23 protein-coding genes are annotated in these 22,887 nt (G+C 61.4%); 11 read left to right on the forward strand and 12 right to left on the reverse strand.

Going from position 1 to position 22,887, the window contains the following annotated elements:
• Positions 1–5 precede the first annotated feature (5 nt).
• Positions 6–830, reverse strand: coding sequence for a S24 family peptidase (locus tag ACF8EA_RS22290; protein ID WP_021782104.1), 825 nt, complete (start codon positions 828–830; stop codon positions 6–8).
• A gap of 164 nt (positions 831–994) precedes the next feature.
• On the opposite strand from ACF8EA_RS22290, the gene ACF8EA_RS22295 reads away from it, so the two are divergent.
• Positions 995–1,333 (forward strand): hypothetical protein, encoded by a 339-nt coding sequence (locus ACF8EA_RS22295; RefSeq protein ID WP_021782103.1) that lies wholly within the window; start codon positions 995–997, stop codon positions 1,331–1,333.
• A 67-nt stretch (positions 1,334–1,400) separates the two neighbouring features.
• Here the strand turns inward: ACF8EA_RS22295 and ACF8EA_RS22300 are convergent, their stop codons facing one another.
• On the reverse strand, positions 1,401–1,583 hold the full coding sequence (locus tag ACF8EA_RS22300) for a hypothetical protein (RefSeq protein ID WP_021782102.1): 183 nt from the start codon (positions 1,581–1,583) through the stop codon (positions 1,401–1,403).
• Between the two features lie 234 nt (positions 1,584–1,817).
• On the opposite strand from ACF8EA_RS22300, the gene ACF8EA_RS22305 reads away from it, so the two are divergent.
• On the forward strand, positions 1,818–2,639 hold the full coding sequence (locus ACF8EA_RS22305) for a shikimate 5-dehydrogenase (RefSeq protein WP_392523246.1): 822 nt from the start codon (positions 1,818–1,820) through the stop codon (positions 2,637–2,639).
• Between the two features lie 54 nt (positions 2,640–2,693).
• On the opposite strand, the gene ACF8EA_RS22310 is transcribed toward ACF8EA_RS22305, so the two are convergent.
• The 3 genes from ACF8EA_RS22310 to ACF8EA_RS22320 all read right to left on the reverse strand — a co-directional run bounded on the left by ACF8EA_RS22310 (position 2,694) and on the right by ACF8EA_RS22320 (position 4,145).
• On the reverse strand, positions 2,694–2,936 hold the full coding sequence (locus ACF8EA_RS22310; protein ID WP_021782100.1) for a hypothetical protein: 243 nt from the start codon (positions 2,934–2,936) through the stop codon (positions 2,694–2,696).
• 97 nt (positions 2,937–3,033) lie between these two features.
• Positions 3,034–3,561 (reverse strand): lactoylglutathione lyase, encoded by a 528-nt coding sequence (gene gloA, locus ACF8EA_RS22315; RefSeq protein ID WP_021782099.1) that lies wholly within the window; start codon positions 3,559–3,561, stop codon positions 3,034–3,036.
• A gap of 224 nt (positions 3,562–3,785) precedes the next feature.
• Positions 3,786–4,145 carry a histone-like nucleoid-structuring protein, MvaT/MvaU family gene (locus ACF8EA_RS22320; protein ID WP_021782098.1) on the reverse strand — a complete coding sequence of 120 codons (360 nt, stop codon included), beginning with the start codon at positions 4,143–4,145 and terminating at the stop codon, positions 3,786–3,788.
• A 361-nt stretch (positions 4,146–4,506) separates the two neighbouring features.
• Between ACF8EA_RS22320 and ACF8EA_RS22325 the strand changes: the two genes are divergently transcribed.
• The gene (locus tag ACF8EA_RS22325; RefSeq protein WP_392523248.1) at positions 4,507–5,796 is read left to right on the forward strand and encodes an OprD family porin; all 1,290 of its coding nucleotides are present in this window, start codon (positions 4,507–4,509) and stop codon (positions 5,794–5,796) included.
• Between the two features lie 124 nt (positions 5,797–5,920).
• Here the strand turns inward: ACF8EA_RS22325 and ACF8EA_RS22330 are convergent, their stop codons facing one another.
• Positions 5,921–7,321, reverse strand: a complete 1,401-nt coding sequence (locus ACF8EA_RS22330) for a metallophosphoesterase (RefSeq protein ID WP_392523250.1) — start codon at positions 7,319–7,321, stop codon at positions 5,921–5,923.
• Positions 7,322–7,630: 309 nt separating this feature from the next.
• Here ACF8EA_RS22330 and cobF point away from each other — a divergent pair, with 309 nt between their 5' ends.
• Positions 7,631–8,383 (forward strand): precorrin-6A synthase (deacetylating), encoded by a 753-nt coding sequence (cobF, locus tag ACF8EA_RS22335; RefSeq protein WP_392523251.1) that lies wholly within the window; start codon positions 7,631–7,633, stop codon positions 8,381–8,383.
• Positions 8,384–8,452: 69 nt separating this feature from the next.
• Here the strand turns inward: cobF and ACF8EA_RS22340 are convergent, their stop codons facing one another.
• The gene (locus tag ACF8EA_RS22340; protein ID WP_021782094.1) at positions 8,453–8,803 is read right to left on the reverse strand and encodes a response regulator; all 351 of its coding nucleotides are present in this window, start codon (positions 8,801–8,803) and stop codon (positions 8,453–8,455) included.
• A gap of 248 nt (positions 8,804–9,051) precedes the next feature.
• Here ACF8EA_RS22340 and ACF8EA_RS22345 point away from each other — a divergent pair, with 248 nt between their 5' ends.
• Genes ACF8EA_RS22345 through ACF8EA_RS22365 form a run of 5 tightly spaced genes read left to right on the forward strand, consistent with a single transcriptional unit; the run spans position 9,052 to position 15,551 of the window.
• Positions 9,052–12,519: a response regulator gene (locus ACF8EA_RS22345; RefSeq protein WP_392523252.1), complete on the forward strand. Its 3,468-nt coding sequence runs from the start codon at positions 9,052–9,054 to the stop codon at positions 12,517–12,519.
• Complete coding sequence (locus ACF8EA_RS22350) at positions 12,516–13,337, forward strand: protein-glutamate O-methyltransferase CheR (RefSeq protein WP_021782092.1); 822 nt, start codon at positions 12,516–12,518, stop codon at positions 13,335–13,337. The genes ACF8EA_RS22345 and ACF8EA_RS22350 overlap by 4 nt, the downstream gene beginning before the upstream one ends.
• Complete coding sequence (locus ACF8EA_RS22355; RefSeq protein ID WP_103444227.1) at positions 13,334–13,909, forward strand: chemotaxis protein CheB; 576 nt, start codon at positions 13,334–13,336, stop codon at positions 13,907–13,909. The genes ACF8EA_RS22350 and ACF8EA_RS22355 overlap by 4 nt, the downstream gene beginning before the upstream one ends.
• Positions 13,903–15,129: a hybrid sensor histidine kinase/response regulator gene (locus tag ACF8EA_RS22360; RefSeq protein WP_021782090.1), complete on the forward strand. Its 1,227-nt coding sequence runs from the start codon at positions 13,903–13,905 to the stop codon at positions 15,127–15,129. Before ACF8EA_RS22355 ends, ACF8EA_RS22360 begins: the two co-directional genes overlap by 7 nt.
• Positions 15,130–15,173: 44 nt before the next feature.
• Positions 15,174–15,551, forward strand: a complete 378-nt coding sequence (locus tag ACF8EA_RS22365) for a response regulator (protein WP_003256176.1) — start codon at positions 15,174–15,176, stop codon at positions 15,549–15,551.
• A 48-nt stretch (positions 15,552–15,599) separates the two neighbouring features.
• Here the strand turns inward: ACF8EA_RS22365 and ACF8EA_RS22370 are convergent, their stop codons facing one another.
• The 3 genes from ACF8EA_RS22370 to ACF8EA_RS22380 are packed head-to-tail and all read right to left on the reverse strand — an operon-like array spanning position 15,600 to position 18,240.
• The gene (locus ACF8EA_RS22370) at positions 15,600–16,181 is read right to left on the reverse strand and encodes a TetR/AcrR family transcriptional regulator (RefSeq protein ID WP_021782089.1); all 582 of its coding nucleotides are present in this window, start codon (positions 16,179–16,181) and stop codon (positions 15,600–15,602) included.
• Positions 16,182–16,193: 12 nt separating this feature from the next.
• Positions 16,194–17,042 (reverse strand): 3-hydroxybutyryl-CoA dehydrogenase, encoded by an 849-nt coding sequence (locus ACF8EA_RS22375; protein ID WP_392523254.1) that lies wholly within the window; start codon positions 17,040–17,042, stop codon positions 16,194–16,196.
• Positions 17,043–17,055: 13 nt separating this feature from the next.
• The gene (locus tag ACF8EA_RS22380; RefSeq protein WP_003256172.1) at positions 17,056–18,240 is read right to left on the reverse strand and encodes an acetyl-CoA C-acyltransferase family protein; all 1,185 of its coding nucleotides are present in this window, start codon (positions 18,238–18,240) and stop codon (positions 17,056–17,058) included.
• Between the two features lie 168 nt (positions 18,241–18,408).
• Here ACF8EA_RS22380 and ACF8EA_RS22385 point away from each other — a divergent pair, with 168 nt between their 5' ends.
• Complete coding sequence (locus ACF8EA_RS22385) at positions 18,409–19,497, forward strand: AraC family transcriptional regulator ligand-binding domain-containing protein (RefSeq protein ID WP_392523256.1); 1,089 nt, start codon at positions 18,409–18,411, stop codon at positions 19,495–19,497.
• Between the two features lie 79 nt (positions 19,498–19,576).
• Here the strand turns inward: ACF8EA_RS22385 and ACF8EA_RS22390 are convergent, their stop codons facing one another.
• Complete coding sequence (locus ACF8EA_RS22390) at positions 19,577–20,014, reverse strand: carboxymuconolactone decarboxylase family protein (RefSeq protein ID WP_392523257.1); 438 nt, start codon at positions 20,012–20,014, stop codon at positions 19,577–19,579.
• Between the two features lie 199 nt (positions 20,015–20,213).
• On the opposite strand from ACF8EA_RS22390, the gene ACF8EA_RS22395 reads away from it, so the two are divergent.
• Entirely contained in the window at positions 20,214–21,410 is a 1,197-nt protein-coding gene (locus tag ACF8EA_RS22395; protein ID WP_392523258.1) for a CynX/NimT family MFS transporter, read from the forward strand.
• Here the strand turns inward: ACF8EA_RS22395 and ACF8EA_RS22400 are convergent.
• A complete protein-coding gene (locus ACF8EA_RS22400; protein ID WP_392523259.1) occupies positions 21,403–22,836 on the reverse strand; it encodes a PLP-dependent aminotransferase family protein in 1,434 nt (477 codons plus the stop codon). The genes ACF8EA_RS22395 and ACF8EA_RS22400 overlap by 8 nt on opposite strands.
• Positions 22,837–22,887 lie beyond the last annotated feature (51 nt).

The raw sequence follows: 22,887 nt of genomic DNA on the forward strand, positions 1-22,887 counted from the left end.
TCGGTTTACACCAGGTGGGCATTCCAAACCAGGAGGACCCTGGCCTGTATGTAGGTCTCTTCCCGACGAATCATGCGGTCTTTGTGCCGCGAGTTGTCGGAGATCATTTCGAAGTGGTCCTCGTCCGCGATCTGTAACCGCTTGATGTATATGTGGTCGCCCCAGGAAAAGAAGTAGATGCCATCGCCGACGAACTCGCGGATGCTGACATCGACGATCAGCGGGTCGCGGTGCCTGATGGTCGGCTCCATCGACTGACCCCAGCCGGTCACCATCTTCAGGTGATAGTGCTCGCTGAACTCCACGCCCAGCTCGCGCAGGTGGCTGGGGCTGACGCGAACGTCCTTGAACATCTCGGGGTAGTCGTGGGGGATCTGACCGCCGCCCATGGCAGCCCGCACGTCATAGTGGGCAATCCACACTTCGTCACCGACCAGGCCAGGGCGAAGCGGCTCGGCTTTCAGCAGCGTGGCATCTGCAGGCTCTTGCGCAGCTGCGAGCAGCCTTTGCCGGGTTTCTTCAGAAATGCCTTTGCCGCTTCGGGCAAGCATCTGCTTGACCAGGTCGGCTGCGGAGAGCCTGTTATCACCTGACTCGACTGCCGCTTGCACGTGTTCGCCTGGTGACAGTGCGTCGAACCAGCCCCGTGGCAAGCCTTCGATGCCCTCGATGCGGCGGGCCACGTCATCGCCCAGGTTTTTCACGGTTTTGTCGGAAAGAATCTGGCTCAGGTGTGCAGGCGCCATCCCCCAGCGCTCTGCGCAGGTGCCCTTTCTCTGGCTGCCGATCAGTTTCACCAGGTTGTGCTTGCGAATTTGGTAAATGTCCATGGGGTGAAGCATGCCAGTGTTTAGCTTGCTGCTAAATGTGCGCACGGCTAAATCTGCCCTTGTAGTAATGTTAGCTGTAGGCTAAATTAAACGCACGAACAAGGAAAGCTATCGAGACATTTTTCTCCAGGGCTGATCACACCATCATCTGTAATGAGGTTCACATGGATCCGACCGACCTCGGCCCGGGCACCGTCACTTGGTTGGGCGGTACGGGGACTGTACTGCTAGGTGCGTTTCTTTGGCTGCGCAAGTGGTTGTCCCGCGATGCAGTCGACCGTGCGATGGACAATGCCGAGATTGCAGTCATCCGTCGTCTGACAGAACTCCTGGATATCGAACGGGACGCCCGAAGAGAGGCGCAGGCAAAAGCTGATCTGCTGACCAAGGAACGAAACGAGCTGGTGATGACCGTGGGCCGGCTACAGGGCAAGGTCATGGTGCTGACCAGTCAGCTGGGCAGTAGCGGCCGAACACGAGGTGGCAACCCCGGCAATCCGTGAAGAACAAAAAAAGCCCGCCAGTTTGGCGGGCAACAGGGCTTAGGGAGCAACGCACAACAAATTCGGGTCAGGCAGCCAAGGTGCCTGGCTGCAACTGTTCGGCCAGTGCCCGGGCTGAGGCGAGCGTCGGCATCGGGCCGCTGACGGCTTCACCGTTGCGAACCAGGTACCAGCACGCCAGCAGGCCCTGCTCACGCAGTGAGGCGGGAACGGCGCTACCGACAACGGACATGATCTGGATAGTGGCCATGGGGACCTCCTGTGAAACATGGCTTCACCATACGCAGCAGCCGGGGCTGTTTGAAATTAACTTCCTCGATAGTGATCATTGGTTCTATCAACCGTTACCACGTCCGGCCTTGTTACTTTGACTCCGTTGTTTGTCAACCGAGCACAGTGAAGCGGTAAAGGTTGTGTCAGGGGCGACCAGTGGCTGACTCTGTTACGCTGGATAAACGTTTCAGTCATGACTAAGGAGCCTGTTATGCCGACAACTCCAAGCCGGGACACCGTGCTTTGCATCTCTCTGGCCGGTCGCCCGGGGACCTTCGGTGTGCGCTTTCACAACCACCTGTACCAGCAGCTGGGCCTGGACTTCTACTACAAGGCCATGCGCACCGATGACCTGCCGGCGGCGGTGGCAGGGATCCGCGCTTTGGGTATTCGCGGCTGTGGGGTGTCGATGCCCTACAAGGAAGCCTGCATGGCTTTGGTCGATGAAATCGATCCCTCGGCGGCGGCCATTGAGTCGGTCAATACCCTTGTCAACTGCAATGGCCGCCTGAAGGCTTACAACACCGATTACCTGGCCGTGCGCCAATTGCTGGTGCAGCACCAGGTCGATCCGGGCACTGCGTTTGCCCTGCGAGGCAGCGGGGGCATGGCCAAGGCCGTGGCCAGCGCCTTGCGCGATGCCGGCTTTGCCGAAGGCATTATCGTTGCACGCAACGAGCAGGCCGGGCGTCAGTTGGCGGATGTCTGTGGTTATCGCTGGATGCCTGAGCCTGGCGATATCTGCCCGCCGATGCTGGTAAACGTGACGCCGATCGGTATGGCAGGCGGGCAGGAGGCAGATGAGCTGGCGTTTCCCGAGCACGCCATCGCGGCGGCGGAGCGGGTGTTCGATGTGGTGGCGATGCCGGCGCAGACGCCGCTGATTCGTCGGGCTCAGGCGTTGGGCAAGCCGGTGATCACTGGGCTGGAGGTCATAGCGTTGCAGGCGCTGGAACAGTTCGTGTTGTACACCGGGGTAAGGCCATCGCAGGAGCAGGTGGATGCGACTGTGGCGTACGCGCGCGCTATCTAGTTGCCCCAGCCCCCTTCACGGTTTCAACTGCGAAGGGGGCTGGCGAAACCAGGGTCAGAACACCTTGTTCCCGCCATCGAGCTGCTTGTCGACCAGTGCACGGCCGTGGGCCAGTGACACATGCTGCGCATTCTCAAGGTCGGAGAAGAACTGCATCGGCATCGACATGCGCTTGCTGGTGTGCCCGTCAGGGGCCGTGATCAGGCAGCCGGCGGCATAGGGCAGGGGTGAGTCAGGGTGGGGCATCACGCTGGCGGTGATGGTGTGCTCGCGGTATTCACAGTGAAGAGATTGCATCGTCCTTACCTCGCTGTGGCATGTGAAGCAGTTACCTTCATATACCACAGCAAGAGGCCGGGAGTTCCCGGCCCGACGAGCGCGCCGCGACGAACGCTCAGCCTTTGAGCTCGGTTGGCTGGATCACTTCGACCCAGTAACCGTCCGGGTCCTTGACGAAGGCCAGGTGGTTCATGCGCCCGTCTTGCAGGCGTTTCTGGAACGGTACTTCCAGTTCCTCGAAGCGCGCGCAAGCGGCACGTACGTCGGGTACCGAAATGCAGATATGGCCAAAGCCGCGCGGATCGGTGTTGCCATTGTGGTAGGCGAACTCGGCATCGTTTTCGGTGCCATGGTTGTGGGTCAGCTCCAGCACGCCGGGGATCGACTTCATCCACTGGTGGCGGGCGTTGTCATCAGCGGGGATCTGTGCCGGGTCGACCAGGGCCAGGAAGTACAGGCTGAAAGCGGCTTCAGGGAAGTCACGCTTGTCCACCAGGCGGAAGCCCAGCACGCGGGTGTAGAAGTCCAGCGACTTCTCGATGTCCTTGACCCGCAGCATGGTGTGGTTGAAGACGAACTGGGCGGTGGCGGCGTCAGGTTGTGCGGTGACGCCAGGCAGGGTTTGCAGATCGTGCAGGCTCATGGGAACTCCTGAGACGGGGCCGGGCGCAAGGCGCCGGCAAAACAGACAGGCTGGCCATGATACGGCAGTGCGACGATTGCGCAAATGAAAGCGCCCTGCAAAGGCAGGGCGCTGAAATTAGAGGCCCGCATGTGCGGGCGCGTGATGGGGTCGCTAATCCTTTAGCTGTTTCGATACTGAGCCAGTCCTTGTGAAAAAAGTGTGAAGCCTGTGTGCACATTTCATCAGCGTACCCAGCTTTCTACCGTGGCGGCCCCATACTGTTCTTTCCAGGCTTTGAGGCCGCGGTGGTTGCCGCCTTTGGTCTCGATTCGCTCGCCAGTGTGCGGGTTCTGATAGACCTTGACCACCCGCGGGCGGCGTTGTTGCTTGGGCGGTGTGCTGGAAGTGCGGGCCACAGCTTTCGGGTCGAGGATGGCGATGATATCGCGCAGGCTCTTGTCATAGCTTTTCATCAGGCCGACTAGTTTCTGCTCGAATTCGATTTCGCGTTTGAGGCCGGCATCCTTTTTCAACGCTTCCAGTTGCGCCATCTGTTCCTGGAGCGCTTTTTCGGCAGCACGAAACTCTGCAAGTCTGGACACTGTAATCACTCCTGTACGTCAGTCGTGGCAGGGCGTGACGAACATTGAAGAAGAGTAAAAACGCCGGCCACGCAGGTGGGTTCCACTGTTCGCTGATATCGAGTGTAGTCATTCATGGCTACTGGGTAAACTGCTAACTTTTTGTAAGTAATCCGGGAACTTTCCCAGTTTTGCGGGCGATATTTGGCAGTTTTTCTGCGGTTGCGCGACCGGATGCCTAGACCATGGTCCAATGGCCCGCACCAGAGCCTTTACGCGATCATTTCAGATGATGGCCGACTCATGTTCGGACCTCCCGCAGTGCCGTGGCCAGCCCGTGCCACAGGTTGTTAACTCGTCTTCATTCTGGATGTTTCCTCGCATGTTTTCCCCTTTCCCCCTCGCTCCCGGGCGCCGTGTTACCGGCCTGTTTCTATTGTGTGCCGGTGTCAACGCCCAGGCTGCCGGGTTTCTTGAAGACAGCAGTGCCAGGGTCGAAGCACGCAATGTCTATTTCAACCGGGACTTCCGGGACGGTTACAGCAGTTCCAGCCAGGGCGCATCCAAGCGCGAAGAGTGGGCACAAGGCTTCATCCTCAATGTGCAATCGGGTTATACGCAAGGCCCGGTAGGTTTCGGTGTGGATGCGCTGGGCATGTTCGGCTTCAAACTGGATTCCAGCCCGGCCGACAGTAACAGTGGGTTACTGCCCTCGTCCGGTCACGATCCCCGGCACTCGGCCGACCAGTATGCGAAGATGGGCCTGGCGGCCAAGGTCAAGGTCTCCAGTACTGTGCTGAAGTACGGCTCAATGATGCCGGATGTGCCGTTGCTCAAGTACAACGATGGCCGTCTGCTCCCGACCCTGTTCCAGGGTGCCATGCTCACCTCCGAAGAACTGCACGACCTGAAGTTCACCCTGGCTCGCCTGGACAAATACACGGCTCGGGATTCCACCGACCGCCAGGACATCCGCGTGCATTGCAAGAACAAGCGTTATGCTTGCGGTACCGAAGCCGACCACTTCGACCTGGCCGGTGTCGACTATCGCTTCAACGAGCGTTTCAGCGCTCAGTACCAGGTGGCCAGGCTGGAGAACATCTATCGCCAGCACTTTCTCGGGCTGGTGGCCAGTCAACCGCTGGCGGTGGGCAGCCTGTCGGCTGACTTACGGCTGATCAAAAGTGATGACATCGGCAATGCCCGTGCGGGCGAAATCGACCATCGCGCCTTCAGCGGCATGTTTGGCTACAACGTCGGTGGCCACAAGATCAGCGCCGGCTGGCAACGCATGTATGGCAATAGCGCCATGCCGTACCTGGATGGCAGCAACCCGTATCTGGTCAACTACGCCCAGGTCAATGATTTCGCCGCTGCCCAGGAGCGCTCCTGGCAAATACGCTACGACTACGACTTCAAGGCGCTGGGTGTGCCCGGCCTGACCTTCTTCACCCGTTACATCAACGGCGACAATATCAAGGTGCCGGGCAGCCTTGCTGAAGGCAAGGAGTGGGAACGCGACACCGAGTTCAAGTACCAGGTACAAAGTGGCACTTTCAAGGATGTCAGCGTACGCCTGCGTAACTCCACCTACCGCAGTAACTATGAAAAGTGGGCGCGTGACATGGATGAGACGCGGGTCATTGTAAGTTACAATTTCTCGCTGTTCTAGACATCCCAGGGCAACGCATTCAATACTGCTGGCGCGCGGGGATGCAGGTAAGGACACCACGTCGTGTGAAGAAGTGCCCAAGCCTGTATCCTGCGCAGTGGTATTTTGCCATGTGGCGCAGTTTTTAATACTGACAGCCCGACTTGAAAATATCCTTGCCTGCCAGTTGTGCCAAGGGGCTGTGCCCCTCGCTCGAGCTCCAGTAATAGACGTTATAGTTCATCGCAAAGGGGTCTCGACCATAGAGGCCGAAGAAGATTGTCTGTGTAGTACTGCGGTTGTCGTCTGCCACGCTTCGCACGACCCACAACGGCTTGTCGGGTTCGGTCGCTTCCACCTGAATGTAATAAGGGATTCGGAAGTTAGGATTCGGGTCCTTCCATTTTAACGTCATGGTGCCTGAGATTCCGTTGAAGTTGTCTACGCACAAATCAGTAGGGGGATTTTCAAGAGCAGGCGTTGTAAATGTTCCTTTGTCCTCGCGGTCAGGCGCCTGACCTTCGCTTTGATATATCTTGATGGTGTACTCGTACCGAGTGTCAGGGCGCAGATCATAAAGTGGTGTGGCGTTATTGGACAGGTTGTGGCGAGTAAAGGGTTGGCCATTCAGGGAGATTTCCACGAACGGTAGGCGAACGTCCCGCGGCCTGTTTTCGTACATAAGCAGTCCGCTGATTGCATTACCGCCTGGCTGGGTACTGAATTTGAACGTCGGCGCGGGCGGGAGCAGGTGCAAGGGAATCGTGGTCGGCGTGGCGTTATCGGTGTCGTTGTTGGTGACGACATTGACAACCAAACGGCCTCGCCCCTCGTCCAGCTCGGCCGTGAGGAACCCTCGCCGGAAGCTTGCCCCAGCGTCATATACTGGCGTGTCGCCAATGGGTTGCTTGACTCCGACGTTGTGGTGGTGGCCATGGAAGATACTCAGGACCCGGTATTGTTTGACCAGGTTGTAAAACCGGTTCCTGTCGGCTGCCGATCCGAATGTGGCATCCCCGGGCGAGCGATGCATGTTGATGACAATATATTTGCCATTTTTGTTTGCCACCTCCATCTGCTGCTCAAGCCAGGCGAGTGAAGAGGTAATTTCGAAACGGACCTCTCTGGGGTGAAGTGGGCTGCTGTTGCTGGAAAAACTGTTGGTGTAGTTATAGTGGTCGTTGAGCTGGATGAACATGATGCTGCCAATGGTTTTGCTGTAACCGTAGCTTCCGGTCCAGCGTCTGTAGTCAGGCCGGTCTTCATCTGTTATGTGGAATGCGTCAACCTGCCATCCTCTCACCGCGGCCTCAAGGTGCTGGATGGAGTCTCGTGCGCAGCCGTTGTTGGCGCACTTGCCAACATTGTTCTGATAATCGTGGTTTCCCAAACTCCAGTAAGTGCCGGGCACCGTCGACAGGTGTTGGAACATCACACCCCATTCGCTGCCGTGGCCGAACTCCGTCACGTCACCATTAAGAAAAACAGGGATGGCACCGCCTGAGGCATTTCGCCAGTTGTTGATAGCGTTATCTTGTTCTGTCATTAACTGTTTCGACAGTAGCGGTTCGTCGGAGGAGTTTGGCCCACGAGGGTATTGGGTGTCCGCGCGTATGACGAAGCGTTGAATAGAATCTTGAGGGCTTGATACGTTCAATGCTTTCGGTGGAGCAAGCGAAGCGCATGCGGCCGTCGACAGGCCTGCCACAATCAGGGCAGCGCGTATCGTGTGTGTTGTAAGGTGCATTACCGGGAACCTGCATTTCAGACAAGGTCCCCGAGCGTATGGTTTTCCTTTGTTTTGAAATACTATCAGCCCCACCAGTTGCTGATGTACAAGGTATAAGGTAGATAAATGAATGCCAACATACTGTTGATAGGCATTGGGCCAGGCGATCCACGCCAGGTTACCTACGAGGCGGTGGAGGCGCTGCGACGCGCCACGCTGTTCTTCGTCCTTGCCAAGGGCCCGGAAACGGATGAACTGGTGCGCTTGCGCAAGGTTATCCTTGAGCGGTACCGACCCGAAGGCGGATATCGCTTGGTGCAGGTGGATGACCCACGTCGTGATGCTCAGGCCGAGGACTATGTGGGGGCTGTGCATGATTGGCACCGTCAGCGTGCAGCGCTTTATGCCCGGCTAATCGGCGAAGAAATGGCCCCTGATGATATTGGCGCCTTCCTGCTGTGGGGCGAGCCCACCCTGTACGACAGCACCCTGCGTATCCTCGACCTGGTCCGCGAGCGCGGCGTGACGCTGCGTTTGCAGGTCATCCCTGGCATCAGCAGTGTGCAGGCGCTGGCGGCGCGGCACCAGGTACCGCTCAACCGCATCGGCGAGCCCCTGACTGTGCTGCCGGGGCGGCGCCTGGCCGGGCAGGGGCCAATCGACAATGTGGTGGTGATGCTCGACGGGCAGTGCGCCTTTGCCGGGCTCGATGACCAGGCGTTGAACATCTATTGGGGTGCGTACCTGGGGACGGAGGATGAAGTGCTGATTGCCGGGCCGTTGCAGGCGGTGAAGGCACAGATATTGGAAGTGCGTGCGCGAGAGCGGGCGCGCAAGGGGTGGATCATGGATACCTATCTGCTGCGCAGAGCGCTGTGAGGTGGGTCGCCTGTGCCGGCCTCTTCGCGGGCAAGTCCGCTCCTGCAAGCGAAACAGGCGACACCGTGCTCAAGGGTTACCCAGAATACCCACCACCGTGTCCCGCAACTTGTCGATGCTGAAGGGCTTGCCGATCAGGTGCATGCCCTCCGGTACATTGAAGCTGTCGGCGTAGCCGCTGGCGAACAGCACCGGTAATAGTGGCCGCAGTTCGCGCGCTTTTCCCGCCAGCTCCTCACCTCGCATGTCCGGCAGCCCCACATCGGTCATCATCAGTGCCAGCGCCTGGCTGGGGTCTTCAAGTACACGCAGGGCGGCTGTGGCGTCTTCTGCCTCGATGACCTTGTAGCCCAACTCGTCGAGCACTTCGACCATCAGCATGCGTACGATGTCGTCGTCTTCGACTACCAGAAGGTGCATGGTTCAAATCCTGTACAAATGAGTGTCTTTAATCTGTGCACCGCGCGGCATCAGAAGTTCCCGAGGATACCGCTCCATGCAAATAGATGGAACGATTGCCGAACGCAACCTTCAAATACTGGCTTAATGCCCTGCCAGACCTGTCAAAGCTGGTTAGACTCGCTTATCAGGACAGTGCAGTGGCAGATAACAATAACGACTGATCGGCCACTCTTTTCAATGGACTTTTCTAGCTCGGGCGTTTTCTCATGATTCAAGCAGCCTCGATGGACCAGCGAAGCTTTCGCAAGCTGTTGAGCCGCAACATCGGCCTTCCCCTGGGGGTTGGCCTGCTGGGGGCCGTGGCCTTCGTCGCGGTGATCAACTACCTGCTTTCGGCCATGCAGTGGGTCGAGCACACTGACCGGGTGATCGGCAATGCCAACGATACGGTCAAGCTGTCGATCGACATGGAAACGGGCATGCGCGGCTTCCTGATCACAGGCGACGAGCGCTTCCTTGACCCCTACGAGGTGGCCAAGCCACGCATTTTCGGCAGCCTGCAGAGCCTGCGCGGCATGGTCGAGGACAACCCCCAGCAGGTCGACCGCATTGATCGGCTGATCGCCTTGCAGCAGGCCTGGAACGACTTCGGCAACCAGATGATTAACCTGCGCCGCAGCCAGGGCGATTACCAGACCTTGATCGGCAACGGCCGGGGCAAGCGCATCACTGATGAAATCCGCAAGGAATTCGACGACCTGATCAGTACCGAACAACAACTGCGCATGGCCCGCAACGAAAAAGTCAGTTCCGTCACTGTGATGGCGATCTCGTCTTTCGTGCTGTTCATTGTCGGCCTCAGCGCATTGCTGGCTTACCTGGGCCGTCGTGACCTGCTGGCACTTTCGGCCAGCTATGACGAAAACCTGCAGGCCCAGCAACGCTCGGCGCAGCGTCTGGAGCACCAGGCCTGGTTGCGCAACGGCCAGACCCAGCTGGCGCAGCAGGTGCTCGGACAGCTGACCTTGCCCATGCTTGGCGAGAACATCCTGCGCTTTTTTGCCTCTTATCTGGGCAGCGTGGTGGGTGCCGTGTACGTGCGCGACGAGCATGGCCGGCTGGTGCGCGTGGCCTGTTATGGCCTGGGAGCCGAAGAGCAGGCCCGCGAGCAAGTCGAGCCGGACCACCATGGCCTGTTGGCCCAGGCGGTCCGCGAAGGCCGCTTGCTGCGCCTGGACGACCTGCCCGAAGACTTCTATCGCCTCAGTTCCGGCCTGGGTAGCGGCTTGCCGCGCAGTGCGCTGCTGATGCCGGCGACCGAAGACGGGCAGATCAACGGGGTGATCGAGCTGGGTTTCCTGCGCCCCTTGCAAGAGCGGGATGAAGAGCTGCTGGAGCGGGTCGGCGGCAACCTGGGCATGTCGATCGAGAGTGCCCGTTATCGTCAGCGCCTGCAGGAAGTGCTGGCCGAAACCCAGCAACTCAACGAAGAGCTGCAGGTGCAGCAGGAAGAACTCAAGACTGCCAACGAAGAGCTCGAAGAGCAGTCACGGGTGCTCAAGGAGTCGCAGGCTCATCTGGAGACCCAACAGGCCGAACTCGAGCAGACCAACGAGCAGTTGTCAGAACGCACCGAAGCGCTGGACCGCAAGAACGATGAGCTGAGCCAGGCGCAACTGGAGCTGCAGGCCCGTGCCGACGACCTGCAGCGATCAAGCAAGTACAAGTCCGAATTCCTCGCCAACATGTCCCATGAGCTGCGAACGCCGCTCAACAGCTCGCTGATCCTGGCCAAGTTGTTGGCTGAGAACGGTGAGGGCAACCTCAGCGAAGAGCAGGTCAAGTTCGCCGAATCCATCTACTCGGCTGGCAACGATCTGCTTAACCTTATCAACGACATTCTCGATATCGCCAAGGTCGAGGCCGGCAAGCTTGAAGTACGGCCCGAGTCCACCCAGGTCGAGCGCCTGGTCGAAGGCTTGCGCGGCATGTTCCAGCCACTTGCCGGTCACAAGGGGCTGGCCTTCGAGGTCAAGGTCGAGCCGCAGGTACCGACCACGCTGTTCACCGACCGTCAGCGCCTGGAGCAGATCCTCAAGAACCTGCTGTCCAACGCCATCAAGTTCACCGAGCGTGGTCAGGTCAGCATGAACGTCAGCTTCCAGGCTGGCAGCGGTATCGTGTTCGCAGTCCGTGACACCGGCATCGGCATTGCGGCCGATCAGCAGCAGGCGATCTTCGGCGCCTTCCACCAGGTCGATGGCACCAGCAATCGCCGCTATGGTGGCACTGGCCTGGGCCTGTCGATCTCCCGTGACCTGGCGCATTTGCTCGGTGGCCAGATCAATGTCGATAGCAGCCCTGGGCAGGGCAGCGTGTTCAGCCTGATTCTGCCGGAGCGCTATGCCGCCGAGGCCGAAGACGTCGGGCCGCAAAGCCTGCGCCCGGCTGTCGATGCGTTGCCGCCTGCACCGCAAGCGCCGCTGGCTGCCGCGGTCATGCGCCCGGCACCGGCCTTTGCCGACGACCGCGAGCGTGCCCCTTTCGATACCCGTTGCATTCTGGTGATCGAAGACGAGCCCAACTTTGCCCGCATCCTCTTCGACCTGGCCCATGAACTGGGCTATAGCTGCCTGGTGGCCCATGGCGCCGACGAAGGCTTCGAGCTGGCGGCCCAGTACATTCCGGATGCGATCCTGCTGGACATGCGCCTGCCCGACCACTCGGGCCTGACTGTCCTGCAGCGCCTCAAGGAGCAGGCCGGCACTCGCCATATCCCGGTGCATATCATTTCGGTGGAAGACCGCGTCGAGGCGGCCATGCACATGGGGGCGGTGGGGTATGCGGTCAAACCCACCAGCCGCGAGGAGCTCAAGGAGGTGTTCGCTCGCCTGGAAGCCAAGCTTACGCAAAAGCTCAAGCACATCCTGCTGGTGGAAGACGACGACCTGCAGCGCGAGAGCATCGCCCGGCTGATCGGCGACGACGATGTCGAGATCACGGCCGTGGCCATGGCCCAGGATGCCCTGGCGCTGTTGCGCCAGAACATCTACGACTGCATGATCATCGACCTCAAGCTGCCAGACATGCTCGGCAACGAGCTGCTCAAACGTATGACAGCCGAGGATATTCGCGCCTTCCCGCCGGTGATCGTGTATACCGGCCGCAACCTCACCCGCGAGGAAGAAGCCGACCTGCTCAAGTATTCACGCTCGATCATCATCAAGGGCGCACGTTCGCCGGAGCGCCTGCTCGACGAAGTAACGCTGTTCCTGCACAAGGTCGAATCGCAGTTGTCCAACGAACGTCAACGCATGCTCAAGACCGCGCGCAGCCGCGACAAGGTGTTCGAGGGCCGCAAGGTGCTGCTGGTGGACGACGATGTGCGTAATATCTTCGCCCTGACCAGTGCCCTGGAGCACAAGGGCGCCATCGTCGAAATCGGCCGCAACGGGCGCGAAGCCATCGAGCGCCTGGAGCAGCACGACGACATCGATCTGGTGCTGATGGACGTGATGATGCCGGAGATGGACGGCTTCGAGGCCACCCGCCTGATCCGTCAGCAACCGCGCTGGCGCAAACTGCCCATCATCGCCGTGACCGCCAAGGCCATGAAGGATGACCAGCAGCGTTGCCTGCAAGCCGGTGCCAATGATTACCTGGCCAAGCCGATCGACCTGGACCGCCTGTTCTCGTTGATCCGTGTCTGGCTGCCGCAACTGGAGCGAATTTGACTAGCGAACGCAACACCGACATCGAGATCCGGCTGCTGATAGAGGCGATCTACCTCAAGTACAGCTACGATTTCCGCAATTATTCCGGTGCTTCGATCAAGCGCCGGATTCTCCACGCGCTGCGTCAGTTCGATTGCCTGACGGTGTCTGCGTTGCAGGAGCGCGTGCTGCACGACCCGGGCATGTTCATGCAGTTGCTGCAGTACCTGACGATCCCGGTCAGCGAGATGTTCCGTGACCCTGACCACTTCCTTGCCGTGCGCAACGAAGTGGTGCCGCTGCTGCGTACCTGGCCCTCGATCAAGGTCTGGATCGCGGGCTGCAGCACGGGGGAAGAGGTGTATTCCATGGCCATCCTGTTGCGTGAGGAAGGGCTGCTTGAACGCACCATCATCTACGCCACCGACATCAACCCGCATTCGCTGGACAAGGCCAAGCAGGGCATCTACTCGATGCAGAGCATGCGCGAATACGAGGAAAACTACCGCCTGGCCGGTGGCCGTCGTGACTTTGCCGAGTACTACACCGCCGCCTATGGCAACGCCATCATGGACAGCAGCCTGCGCGACAACGTGACCTTCGCCGACCACAGCCTGGCCACCGACAGCGTGTTCTCCGAGACCCAGCTGGTGTCGTGCCGCAATGTGCTGATCTACTTCAACAAGGACCTGCAGGATCGGGCGCTGGGCCTGTTTCATGAATCGCTCTGCCACCGGGGTTTCCTGGTGTTGGGTAGCAAGGAGTCGGTGGACTTTTCGGCCTACAGCGAACGTTTCGAGCCGCTGGTCAAGCCCCAACGGATCTTCCGTAAATCATGAACGGCGTACGTGCAGTGGTGATCGGCGCCTCGGCGGGTGGCGTGGCGGCATTGTTCCAGGTGCTCGGCACGTTGCCATCGGCGTTCGCCATACCGGTGCTCTGCGTGCTGCACCTGCCGGACGATCGCCACAGCCAGCTGGCTGGTGTGATGCAGCGGCGGCTGCATCGACCGGTGTGCGAGGCACGTGACAAGGAGAGGATCCGCAGCGGGCAGATCTATGTGGCGGGGCCGGGTTACCACTTGTCGGTGGAGCGCGACCTGACGCTGTCGCTGAGCCAGGAAGAACCGGTGCATTTCTCGCGCCCCGCGATTGACTTCCTGTTCATCTCGGCGGCCGATGCCTATGGCGACGGCTTGCTGGGTGTGCTGCTCACCGGGGCCAACGAAGACGGCGCCAGGGGCCTTGCCTACATCAAGAACAATGGGGGGCGCACGATTGTCCAGGACCCTCGTGACGCACAGGTTGCCCTGATGCCGGAGGCTGCTCTGGCCCTGCACCAGCCCGACCATATCCTTACTCTGAGCGGTATCGGGCAGTTGCTCGCGACCTTGGAATACAGCGCATGCTAAGCCACACCATCGCCAAACTGCTGATTGTCGACGACTTGCCGGAAAACCTGCTGGCGCTCGATGCCCTGATCCAGGGCGAGGACCGTGAGGTGCACCAGGCCCAGTCTGCCGAGGCTGCGTTGTCGTTGCTGCTCGAGCACGAGTTTGCACTGGCCATTCTCGATGTGCAGATGCCGGGCATGAACGGTTTCGAACTGGCCGAGCTGATGCGCGGCACCGACAAGACCAAGCATATCCCGATCGTCTTCGTCAGTGCGGCGGGCCGCGAGATGAATTATGCCTTCAAGGGCTACGAGAGCGGGGCCGTGGACTTTCTGCACAAGCCGCTCGACACCCTGGCAGTGAAAAGCAAGGTCTCGGTGTTCGTCGACCTGTTCCGCCAGCGCAAGGTGCTTGGCCGGCAGTTGGAAGCCTTGGAGCAGAGCCGCCAGGAACAGGAGCTGCTGCTCAGCCAGCTGCAGGTGGCACGGTGTGAGCTGGAGCATGCCGTGCGCATGCGTGACGACTTCATGTCGATCGTCTCCCACGAGGTGCGTACGCCGCTCAATGGCCTGATCCTGGAAACCCAGTTGCGCAAGATGCACCTGGCACGGGGCAACCTGGACGCGTTCAGTGTCGACAAGCTGCAGGCCATGGTCGAGCGCGACGAACGGCAGATCAACAGTCTGATCCGGTTGGTCGAGGACATGCTTGATGTTTCGCGCATCCGTACCGGTAAATTGTCGCTGCGGCCCAAACTGTTTGACCTGGGCCAACTGGTGCGTGGGCTGGTGGAAAACTTCACGGCGCAGGCCATGGCGCTGGACACCCACATCGAACTGCAGCGTTGCGAAGCGCTGAAGGGGGAGTGGGACGAATTCCGGATTGAACAAGTAGTGGCCAACCTGTTGTCCAATGCAATGCGTTACGGCGAGCGCAATCCGGTGCAGGTACGGGTGTTCGAGCAGGACGGCATGGCCTGGGTGCAGGTGCAGGATCACGGCATCGGTATCAGCGCCGTCAATCAGCAGCGGATCTTCCAGCAGTTCGAGCGGGTCGCTGCCCAGCAGGCCAGCGGAGGTCTGGGCCTGGGGTTGTACATCTCCGAGCAGATCGTCCAGGCGCACGGTGGCCGGATACAGGTTGAAAGCGAGGAGGGCAAGGGTGCCACATTCACCCTGCAATTGCCGCTGGCAACATTCAAAGAACAAAACGACCAGGCTCGGGCAACCTCTGTGTAAGCCTGGGGTCTGATGGCCAACTGTAAGTATTTCAAGGCGTTAACATGAGTGAAGATGCACAAGATGTGGTTCTGGTCGTCGAGGATGAACCGGCGATTCGCATGATTTTGCGCGATTACCTGGCGGGTGAGGGGTACCACGTCCTGGTGGCTGAAGATGGCGAGCAGGCGTTTGCCATCCTGGCCAGCAAACCGCACCTGGACCTGATGGTGACGGACTTCCGTTTGCCGGGAGGGATCTCGGGCGTGGATATTGCCGAGCCCGCGGTGAAGTTGCGGCCAGACCTGAAGGTGATCTTCATCAGCGGCTACCCGGCGGAGATTCTCGAGTCTGGCAGCCCGATCACTCGCAAGGCACCTATCCTGGCCAAGCCGTTTGACCTGGATACCTTGCACGAGCAGATCCAGTCGCTGTTGCGCTGAGGCATCCGGCCTCTTCGCGGGGCAAGCCCGCGCAGAGGCCATGGCAGGCTATCGCAGCGTCCGCTCAATCCCGCCGACCAGCAAGTTTTCCATCAGCTCCAACCCCTGCTCTTCAGGCATTGCTTTAAGCAACCCCGGCAGTTGGTTGAGAAGCGTCGCCAGTACATGCGCTGTGGCGTCCAACGCTTGCCCCGGCAGTTTCGCTTGCGGTGCGATCAGGCGCAGCAATCCTGCCTCATAACGCTTGCGCAACGCTGCCAGGTGCGCCTGTTGCGCCTCACTCAAACAACACAAATCCCGCTCGGCCAGCCGAAACTGCAGCGGCCGCTCGGCATGCAGCTGCCAGTGCGCAGCAATCAGGCAGCTCAACGCCGATGCCCCACGGGCCATGGCCCGACGGGCCTGGTCCAGCGTGGCTTGCAGCTCTTCGTACAACTCCTCGATCAAGTCGTACAGCAGGTCCTGCTTGCTGGGGAAGTGATGGTACAGCGAGCCGGCGGTCAGCCCCACATGGGCTGCCAGCTCGCGCATGCTGACCTGGCCAAAGCCCTTCTCGGCAAACAATGCCATGGCCCGGTCACGTCGCTCCTCAAAGTTGGCACAGCGCATTGCGGCATTGACCGGGGGCATGGCGCTTGGTCCTCAGTAGGTGAAGAAACCGCGACCGCTCTTGCGCCCCAGCCAGCCGGCCGCGACCATTTCCTTGAGCAGTGGAGCAGGGCGGTACTTGCTGTCGTTGAAGCCGTCATGGAAGGCCTCCATGATCGCCAGCAGGGTGTCCAGCCCAATCAGGTCGGCCAGGGCCAGCGGGCCGATCGGCTGGTTGCAGCCCAGGCGCATGCCGGTGTCGATGTCCTCTGCACTGGCCAGGCCTTCCTGGCGTACGAAGATTGCCTCGTTGATCATCGGCACCAGGATGCGGTTGACCACGAAGCCCGGGCGATTGCCGGCGGTGATCGGGGTCTTGCCGACTTTTTCGGTCACCACCAGGGCCTGGGCGTAGGTGCTGTCGCTGGTCTGCAGGCCACGAATGATCTCCACCAGCGCCATCATCGGTACCGGGTTGAAGAAGTGCACACCAATGAAGCGTTCGGGGTGCTCGATGCTCGCGGCCAGTTGAGTCACTGACAGCGACGAGGTGTTGGTGGCGATCAGGCAGTCGGCGGCGACGTTGGCTGCCACCTGCTGCAGGATGCGTTGCTTGAGCTGCAGGTTCTCGGTAGCCGCCTCGATCACCAGGTGGGCAGCGCTGAGCTGGGTGTAGTCGGTGCTGGTGCGGATGCGGGCTTTGGCGGCTGCGGCTTTGTCGGCGTCGAGGGTGCCTTTGCTGACCTGGCGCTCGAGGTTCTTGCTCAAGGTGGCCACGCCGCGCTCAAGCGCTGCATCGGAAACATCCACCAGCAGCACCTGGTAGCCGGCAATTGCGCACACTTGGGCAATGCCGTTGCCCATGGTGCCAGCGCCGATCACGGCGATCTGTTCAATGCTCATGTGTCAGCCTCCCTCAGACGCGCTCGAACACGACGGCGATACCTTGGCCACCGCCGATACACATCGTGGCCAGGGCGTAGCGGCCCTGGATGCGCTGCAGCTCATGGATGGCCTTGGTGGCGATGATCGCACCGGTGGCACCCACCGGGTGGCCCAGGGAAATGCCCGAGCCGTTGGGGTTGACCTTTTCCGGGTCGAAGCCCAGCTCGCGGGCAACTGCACAGGCCTGGGCGGCGAAGGCCTCGTTGGACTCGATCACATCCAGGTCTTGTAGGTTCAGGCCGGTTTTTTCCAGCACTTTGCGGGTGGCGGGGATCGGCCCCAGGCCCATCAGCTCAGGCTCCACCCCGGCGTGGGCGTAGCCCACCAGGCGTGCCAGTGGCTTCAGGCCCAGGCGGCGCACCGCGTCACCTGTGGCCAACACCAGGCCGGCGGCGCCATCGTTGATACCGCTGGCGTTGCCGGCGGTGACGGTACCGTCTTTCTTGAATACCGGCTTCATACCGGCCAGTTGCTCGGCGGTTACATCAGCACGCACATGCTCGTCGACACTGAACTGCACGCTGCCCTTGCGGGTTTTCAGCTCCAGCGCAACGATCTGGCTGGCGAAGCGGCCCTCGGCAATGGCCCGAGCAGCGCGGCGCTGGCTGGTCAGGGCCAATTCGTCCTGCATTTCGCGGGTAATACCGTGCTTGGCCGAAACGTTCTCGGCGGTAATGCCCATGTGGAAGTGCTGGAACGGGTCCTGCAGCACGCCGACGGTATAGTCGATGCCTTGCAGATCACCCATGCGTGCACCCCAGCGCGCTTGTGGCAGCAGGTAAGGGCCACGGCTCATGGATTCGGCGCCGGCCGCGACGGCCACGTCGGTGTCGCCCAGCAACAGGCCCTGGGCCGCAGAGACAATGGCCTGCAGGCCAGAGCCGCACAGGCGGTTGACGTTGAATGCCGGCGTTTCCTTGGGGATGCCGGCGTTCATTGCCGCTACCCGTGCCAGATAGGCGTCACGCGGTTCGGTGGGGATTACCGTGCCCATCACCAGGTGGCCGACTTGCTCGGCGGCCAGGCCCGAACGCTCGATGGCGGCGCGGGTCACGGCGCTGGCCAGGTCGGCCAGTGGCAGGTCCTTGAGGGAACCGCCGAAGCCACCAATGGCTGAACGGACGGCACTGACGACGTAGATTTCTGCGCTGCTCATAAGGGCTCCGATTGCGAAGGCGTGGCGGGACCGGGCCAGGCTCTGCGAGAATGGTCGGCGGCCCCGAAGTGGGTTCGAGTCTAGGCAAAGGCTCTGTTGCAGCCTATGCCGGATCTGTTCAAAGAACCTGGCACTTTTTGCCACTCAGCATAGACAGCGAAAACCGCCATGCGCGAAAGCGATTCAGTCGCCGTGTACTTTCTCAACGCCATGCTCCACGCCTTGCGCGACACCCCCGCCGAGCGTGATGCCCAGCTGCTTGCGGTGGGCATCGCCCCGCAGCTGCTCGATCAGCCTCAGGCACGGGTGCCGGCCAAGGCGTTCGCCCAGCTGTGGCTGGCGTTGATCCAGCGCCTTGACGATGAGTTCTTTGGCCTCGACAGCCATGGCATGCCGCTGGGCAGTTTCGCCCTGATTTGTCGGGGTTTGATCCTCGAGCCGAACCTGGAAAAGGCCTTGCGCCAGTGCATGGGGGGCTTCGGTCTGTTCCTGCGTGACCTGCATGGCAGCCTGACGGTACGTGGCGGGCGGGCGCTGATCAGTGTGCAGTCGAACATTGCCGACCCCTTGACCCGTGTCTATGCCGAGGAAACCTACCTGGTGCTGATGATCGGCATGCTGTGCTGGCTGGCCGGGCGGCGGATTGCCATCGACCGCACGGAGCTCGCAGTGTCGCGCCCGGCCCAGGAGGACGACTTGCTGCTGTGGGGGCCAGACCTGCGCCTGGGCAGCGGACGCACCGAGGTGGAGTTCGACAGCGCTTACCTGCGCCTGCCGGTGGTGCAGGACCGTGCAGCCCTGAAGACCTTTCTGCGCAGTGCACCTCAGGGGCTGGTGATCCGCTTTCGCAATCAGAACGGGCTGGTGGCTGAGGTGTATCGGCACCTGCGGGCATTGCGCTATGGGCAGTGGCCGACATTGGCCGCGCTGGCGCAGCAGCAGGGGATCAGTGCCAGTACCTTTCGCCGGCAGCTGGAGCGGGAAGGGCGTTCGTACCAGCAGATCAAGGATGAAGTGCGCCGGGCCATGGCCTTCGAGCGGCTGCGCGAAGGCACGTTGAGCATCGCCGAAATTGCCGAGCAGGCGGGGTTTCAGGAACCGAGTGCCTTCCACCGGGCGTTCAAGAAGTGGACCGGCCAGAGCCCTGGGAGCTACCGGGCGCGGCTGGCCGGCCTGCGTTCTACCTGTGGGAGCGGGCATGCCCGCGAAGAAACCAACGCGGTGGATGGCACCGGCTCTGCCGGTGTTCGCGGGTAAACCCGCTCCTACAGGGCACGCACAGAATTGTAGGAGCGGGCTTGCCCGCGAACAGGCCTGCACAGGCCACCCGAAAGGATCAGGCCGGCACCATGGCAAAGCCGACGCCGAACCGGTTCCAGGCATTGATGGTGGCAATTGCCAAGGTCAGGTTGGCCACCTCGGCTGGCTCGAAGTGTTCCTGCAGGGCTTCATATTGCCCCTGCGGCGCGCCCTGCTCAGGCAAGCGGGTCAGGCTCTCGACCCAGGCCAGCGCAGCACGTTCACGCGGCGTGAAGTAGCTGGTTTCCTGCCACACGCACAGGGTCTGCAAGCGTGCTTCGGTCTCACCGGCCTTGCGTGCATCGTTGGCGTGCAGGTTGACGCAGTAGGCGCAGCCGTTGATCTGCGACGCGCGCAGGCGTATCAGCTCCAGCAGCGAGTTTTCAAGGCCGCTGTTGGCCAGGGCCTGCTCCAGGCCGACCATGGCTTTGTAGGCTTGCGGCGCGTGTCTGGCCCATTCGATACGGTTGTGCATGGCAGTCTCCAAAGTGCGGGGTGGGTATGGCGCTACTGTAGCGCCGCTCATTGGTCACCCCGATAGCCAATTTTGCGCATAAGCGGGAGGCCAATCGCCCATTCAGGTGGCCACTGACCTGCATCCAATCTCTTCATTTCTGCCAAGCCAGCCGAGCCGGGATAATGGCCAGTTCCTGCTTCAAGAGAACCGATTCACAATGAGAGCTGCATTGAACCTGTTGCTGGTGATCCTGCTGGCGTTGAACCTGCGGCCGATCCTGACCAGTATCGGCCCGTTACTCGAACCCATGCGCGCCAGCACCGGCCTGGGTTACCAGCAGGCCGCCCTGCTGACGGCGCTACCGGTGCTGTGCATGGGCCTGGTGCCCCTGTTGCAACCGTGGCTGCGACGCTGGGTCAGCGAGCATGGCGGCATGCTTGCAGGCCTGGCCGCGATTGCCTTGGCCTGCCTGTGGCGCCTGCAACTGGACAGTGCCTGGGCGCTGATCGCCAGTGCGCTGGTCGCCGGCCTGGGCGTGGCGGTGGTGCAGGGCATGATGCCGGGGCTGGTCAACCGCTGGTTCCCCGGGCGTCTGGCCGGGGCAATGGGGCTGTACTCGGCGGCACTGATGAGCGGCGGCGGCCTGGCTGCAGTACTCGGTCCACACATCAGCGGCCATTTCGGTTACTGGCAGGCGGGCCTGGGCGTTTGGGCTGTCCCGGCCGTGCTGGCGGTGCTGGCCTGGGCCGTGCTGCGGCCAAGGCAGGAGGCGCCAAAGCTGTCTGGGGCCGCAGGCGGGCACTGGTTCGGCACCCGCCGGGCGTGGTTGCTGGCCCTGTACTTCGGCCTGATCAATGGCGGCTATACCAGCATGGTGGCCTGGTTGCCGGCTTACCACATCGAACACGGCGGCAGCGCCCAGGGCGGCGCCGACCTGGTGGGCTTGATGACCGTCTTCCAGGTGCTCGGTGCGCTCGGCTTGCCGCTGCTGCTGCGACGTTGGACAGACAGGCGTCCAGGGCTGTGGTTGGCGTTGACGATCCAGCTGGCGGGCTTCCTGGGGCTTCTGCTGATACCTACGGCGGCTTCCGGGTTTTGGGTAGCCATGATCGGCTTTGGCTTGGGTGCCTGTTTCAGCCAGTGCCTGACGTTGACCCTGGAACACCTGAAAACGCCTGCCAAGGCCGGCAGCCTGGCGGCGTTCGTACAGGGCATCGGCTTTATCATCACCGGCATCGTGCCGTATATCACCGGTTGGTTGCGGGATGTCAGTGGCGACTTCCAGGCTTCGTGGACGCTGTTGACCGTGACCGTGCTGGCAATGCTGCTGGTGACCGCGTGCTTCAACCCGCGCGGCTATACGGCAGCCATCGCCCGCCCGACTGCAACAGGCAAGGCCGCAGCAATCAACTGAGGCGTTGCAGGGTATCGCGCACCCGGTCCAGCGCCGGGTCGATATCCAGCAGTTCGATGGCGCCGAAGCCCATCAACAGCCCCGGCCGTACCGGCGCCTCGCTGAAGAAGGGCGCCAGTGAATACAGGCCGACTTCTACCTTGCGTGCGAGATTGGCCAGCAACTCCACATCCACCCCAGGTGTAGCCAAGGCACTGAGGTGGAAGCCGGCGCTGGCCGGGATGGTGCGGAACCACGGTGCCAGATCGCCGCCCAGGCGCGCCAGGATGCGCTCGCGGCGTGCGCTGTAGACCTCGTGGCAGCGGCGGATGTGCTTGTTCAGGTGGCCTTCGCCAAGAAAGCGCGCCAGCGCCCACTGCAGCAGGGTTGGGCTATGCCAATCGCTGAGGTGCTTGGCCACGCAAGCGGCCTGCAGTACGGCAGGCGGCAATACGGCATAACCCAGGCGCAGCTCGGGCAGCAAGGTCTTGGAGAAGGTCCCGACGTAGGCTACCAGCCCATGCCGGTCCAGGCGCTGCAGCGCGTCCGAGGCTGGCCCGTGGTAGCGGAACTCACAGTCGTAGTCGTCTTCGATGATCAGTGCACCCAGTTCGGCGGCCCGCGCAAGCAGGGCATGCCGGCGTGGCTCGCTCATCGGCATGCCCAGCGGGAACTGGTGCGAGGGTGTTACGTAGATCAGCCGGGTGCCGTCAGCGATCTGTTCCACGCACAGGCCCTCATCATCCACCGGCACCGATTGCAGGCGTGCACCCAGGGCCAGGAACAATTGCCGTGCCGGCGGGTAGCCAGGATCTTCCATGGCCACCTGGCAGCCCGGTTCGACCAGTACCCGGGCAATCAGGTCCAGCGCCTGCTGGGCGCCGTTGCACACCAGCAGGTCGGCTGCGCTGCAGTGCACCCCGCGCGAGTAGGCGATGTGGTGGGCAATGGCTTCGCGCAGTTCCGGCAAGCCCTGGGCCGGGAATTGGCGCTCGGGGTGGCGCTGGCTACGGCGCAGGGCGTAGTTCAGGCAACTGCGCCATTGGTCGAACGGGAACTGCGCCTTGCTCGAAGCCCCACCGACGAAGTCATAGCGCGATGGCGCCTGCAACTGGCGTTGGCTGAGCACGGTGGCGCGCTGCTGCCAGCGCTCGAGGGATGCGGCGCCGGCCAGGGGGATGGTGGCTGATTCGTTGCTGCGCAGCGGATGGCGTGGGGTGACGAATGTGCCACGGCCGACCACGCCGCTGAGCAGGTTATCGTAGGTCAGCCGCGAATAGGCCTCGGCCACGGTCTTGCGCGATACGCCCAGTTGTTCAGCCAGCAGACGGGTAGGCGGCAGTTGGGAGCCGGCGGCCAGGTGGCCGCTGTCGATACCGTCGCGCAGTTGCTGGTAAAGCTGATCGGCCAGGCCTTTGCGGCCCTCCAGGCGAATGTGCAGTTCCATGGTCGGGTCCGGAGCGGAGGATTGCTCAGGATAGCGGATTGGCTGCGACTC

It is taken from the genome of Pseudomonas sp. YQ_5, assembly GCF_043103305.1.
Classification (GTDB): domain Bacteria; phylum Pseudomonadota; class Gammaproteobacteria; order Pseudomonadales; family Pseudomonadaceae; genus Aquipseudomonas; species Aquipseudomonas putida_Y.